Source organism: Pseudomonas sp., assembly GCF_040514055.1.
In the GTDB taxonomy this organism is placed as follows: domain Bacteria; phylum Pseudomonadota; class Gammaproteobacteria; order Pseudomonadales; family Pseudomonadaceae; genus Aquipseudomonas.
In genome coordinates this window covers 1-3683 of record NZ_JBEVDL010000029.1, presented here as the reverse complement: position 1 = coordinate 3683, position 3683 = coordinate 1, and the positions used below count along the sequence as shown (strand labels likewise).

The 3683-nt window shown below is 67.6% G+C and carries 4 protein-coding genes; all 4 read left to right on the top strand.

Annotated elements, in window-relative coordinates:
- The coding region (locus ABWY06_RS07545; RefSeq protein ID WP_502948168.1) for a PLP-dependent aminotransferase family protein at positions 1-455 on the top strand (455 nt) is incomplete at its 5' end.
- Positions 456-549: 94 nt separating this feature from the next.
- Positions 550-1926 (top strand): L-serine ammonia-lyase, encoded by a 1377-nt coding sequence (locus tag ABWY06_RS07540; RefSeq protein ID WP_353924949.1) that lies wholly within the window; start codon positions 550-552, stop codon positions 1924-1926.
- A gap of 98 nt (positions 1927-2024) precedes the next feature.
- Positions 2025-3149: a glycine cleavage system aminomethyltransferase GcvT gene (gene gcvT, locus ABWY06_RS07535; RefSeq protein ID WP_353924948.1), complete on the top strand. Its 1125-nt coding sequence runs from the start codon at positions 2025-2027 to the stop codon at positions 3147-3149.
- A 54-nt stretch (positions 3150-3203) separates the two neighbouring features.
- The coding region (locus ABWY06_RS07530) for a radical SAM protein (RefSeq protein WP_353924947.1) at positions 3204-3683 on the top strand (480 nt) is incomplete at its 3' end.

The window sequence follows — 3683 nt, the reverse complement described above, 5'->3', positions numbered from 1 at the left end:
TGATCGCGGCCAAGGCGGTGTGTTTCAAGGAAGCCATGGAGCCGGGGTTCAAGGCCTACCAGCAGCAGGTGATCGACAACGCCCAGGCCATGGCCGCGGTGTTTATCGAGCGCGGCTTCGACGTGGTCTCCGGTGGTACCGACAATCACCTGTTCCTGCTCAGCCTGATCAAGCAGGGCCTGACCGGTAAGGACGCCGACGCGGCCCTCGGCCGGGCCGGCATCACGGTGAACAAGAACGCGGTGCCCAACGACCCGCAATCGCCATTCGTGACCTCGGGCCTGCGCATCGGCACCCCGGCGGTGACCACCCGTGGCTTCAAGGTCGCCGAGTGCCAGGCCCTGGCCGGTTGGATCTGCGACATCCTCGCGCACCTGGGCGATGCCGACGTCGAGGCCCGAGTGGCGCAGCAGGCCGCGGCGCTCTGCGCGCGCTTACCGGTCTACGCTGACTGATACACCGTGCCGGACGGTGGACGGGGGGTTTCCCGTCCACCTTGCCCTTTGATTCGGTGGCTCCGCCACCACTGCTGCCCGCCCTCGAGGCCTTATGTCACTCAGTGTTTTCGATCTGTTCAAAATCGGCATCGGTCCTTCCAGCTCCCACACCGTGGGCCCCATGCGCGCTGCCGCGCGGTTCGCCGAGGGCCTGCGTCGCGATGACCTACTGGACGCCACTGCCGCGATCAAGGTCGAGCTGTACGGCTCGCTCGGCGCCACCGGCAAGGGCCACGGCAGCGACAAGGCGGTCCTGCTCGGCCTCGAAGGCGAACACCCGGACACCGTGGACACCGCCAGCATCGATGCCCGCCTGGCACAGATCCGCAGCGCCGGCGAACTCAAATTGCTGGGCGAGAAGCCCATCCGCTTCGTCGAGAAAGAACACCTGGCGATGATCCGCAAGGCATTGCCCTTCCACCCCAACGGCATGATCTTTCGCGCCTTCGACGGCGCTGGCCTGCAGGTCCGCTCGCGCGAGTACTACTCGGTCGGCGGCGGCTTTGTGGTCGACGAGCAGGCGGCTGGCGCCGACCGCATCGTCGAAGACCAGACCCCCCTGGCCTTTCCCTTTACCACCGGCAAGCAGTTGCTGGCTCACTGCGCCGAACAGCAGCTGTCCATCAGCCAGGTGATGCTGGCCAACGAAGCGGCCTGGCGCCCGGAAGCGGAAACCCGTTCGCGCCTGCTGCAGATCTGGCAGGTGATGCAGGACTGCGTCGAGGCCGGCTGCCGCAACGAAGGCATCATGCCCGGCGGGCTGAAGGTCAGGCGCCGCGCCGCCGCCCTGCACCGCCAGCTGTGCAAGAACCCCGAGGCGGGCCTGCGCGATGCGCTGAGCGTGCTGGACTGGGTCAACCTCTACGCCTTGGCGGTGAACGAGGAAAACGCCAGCGGCGGGCGGGTGGTTACCGCCCCCACCAACGGCGCGGCCGGCATAGTCCCGGCGGTGCTGCACTACTACACGCGCTTTATTCCCGGGGCCAACGACGACGGCGTGGTGCGCTTTCTGCTGACCGCCGCCGCCATCGGCATCCTCTACAAGGAAAACGCCTCGATTTCCGGCGCCGAGGTCGGCTGCCAGGGTGAAGTCGGCGTAGCCTGCTCGATGGCCGCCGGCGCGCTTTGCGAGGTGCAGGGCGGCAGCGTGCAGCAGGTCGAGAATGCCGCCGAAATCGGCATGGAGCACAACCTCGGCCTGACCTGCGACCCGATCGGCGGCCTGGTCCAGGTGCCCTGCATCGAGCGCAACGCCATGGGTTCGGTCAAGGCGATCAACGCCGCGCGCATGGCCCTGCGCGGCGATGGCCAGCATTTCGTCTCGCTGGACAAGGTGATCCGCACCATGCGCCAGACCGGCGCCGACATGAACAACAAGTACAAGGAAACCGCCCGCGGCGGCCTGGCGGTCAATATCGTCGAGTGCTAACGGCGGCCCCCACTTCCCGCTTCCCGTAAATTCCACAGTTTCGCTGCCGCTGCTGGCGGTCCGTCCCCAGCAGCGCGCGGCCTCCGAAGGAGAGTTAGATGACCACCGAAACCCTGGCCCGAACCCCCTTGCATGCCCTGCACCTGGAACTCGGTGCGCGCATGGTGCCGTTCGCCGGCTATGACATGCCGGTGCAATACCCCCTGGGGGTGATGAAGGAACACCTGCATACCCGTGAGCAGGCCGGGCTGTTCGACGTCTCGCACATGGGCCAGATCATGCTGCGCGGCGCCAACGCCGCCGCGGCCCTGGAAACCCTGGTGCCGGTGGATATCCTCGAGCTGCCGGTGGGCATGCAGCGTTACGCCATGTTCACCGATGCCAACGGCGGTATCCTCGACGACCTGATGGTCGCCAACCTGGGGGACGACTGCCTGTTCCTGGTGGTCAACGCCGCCTGCAAGGACCAGGACCTGGCCCACCTGCGCCAGCACCTGGCCGGCCATTGCGAGATCGAGCCACTGTTCGAGGAACGCGCCCTGCTCGCCCTGCAAGGCCCGTCGGCGGTTACCGTGCTGGCCCGCCTGGCCCCGGAAGTGGCGAAAATGACCTTTATGCAATTCGCCCGCGTGCGTTTGCTGGGTCTCGACTGCTACGTCAGCCGTTCGGGTTACACCGGTGAAGACGGTTTCGAAATCTCGGTACCGGCGGCCCACGCCGAAACCCTGGCGCGCAGCCTGCTGGCCGAGCCGGAAGTTGCCGCCATCGGCCTCGGCGCACGCGACTCGCTGCGCCTGGAAGCCGGCCTGTGCCTGTACGGCCATGACATGAGCGAGGCCACCACGCCGATCGAGGCCGGCCTGCTGTGGGCCATCTCCAAGGCCCGTCGCGCCGACGGCGCCCGGGCCGGCGGTTTCCCCGGTGCCGAGCGGGTGTTCGCCCACCAGCAGCAAGGCGTGCCCAGCAAGCGGGTCGGCCTGCTGCCCCAGGAGCGGGTGCCGGTACGCGAAGGCGCGGAAATCGTCGACGCCGACGGTCAGGTGATCGGCCGGGTCTGCAGTGGCGGCTTTGGCCCCAGCCTCGGCGCGCCGGTCGCCCTGGGTTATGTCCAGGCCGGACACAACGCCCTGGACAGCGAGGTCTGGGCCCTGGTGCGCGGTAAACGCGTCCCCATGAAAGTCAGCAAGACGCCCTTTGTTCCCCAGCGCTACTACCGGGGCTGAGCCCTAGCCGGCAGCGCCGGGCGCCACGCCCGGGCTGCCCCACGAGGATGATTTATGCACCCTGTTGTCGAGACCGGCGCCAGCAAGCCGCCGGCCAAGGTGGAAGTCGGGGTCAAGCTGCGCGGCGCCGAAAAGATGGCCCGTATCCCGGTGAAGATCTTGCCCACCGAAGAACTGCCGCGTAAACCGGACTGGATCCGCGTGCGCGTACCGGTCTCCCCCGAGGTCGACCGGATCAAGCAGCTGCTGCGCCAGCACAAGCTGCACAGCGTCTGCGAGGAAGCTTCCTGCCCGAACCTGGGCGAGTGTTTCTCCGGCGGCACCGCGACCTTTATGATCATGGGCGACATCTGCACCCGGCGCTGCCCGTTCTGCGACGTCGGCCACGGCCGGCCCAAGCCGCTGGACGCCAACGAGCCGAAAAGCCTGGCCCTGGCCATCGCCGACCTGCGCCTGAAATACGTGGTGATCACCTCGGTGGACCGCGACGACCTGCGCGACGGCGGCGCCCAGCATTTCGCCGACTGCCTGCGC

Bases quoted from the DNA above. Each gene is read 5' to 3' on its own strand.
- ABWY06_RS07540 (WP_353924949.1), top strand. From the start codon at position 550: ATGTCACTCAGTGTTTTCGATCTGTTCAAAATCGGCATCGGTCCTTCC.
- gcvT (WP_353924948.1), top strand. From the start codon at position 2,025: ATGACCACCGAAACCCTGGCCCGAACCCCCTTGCATGCCCTGCACCTG.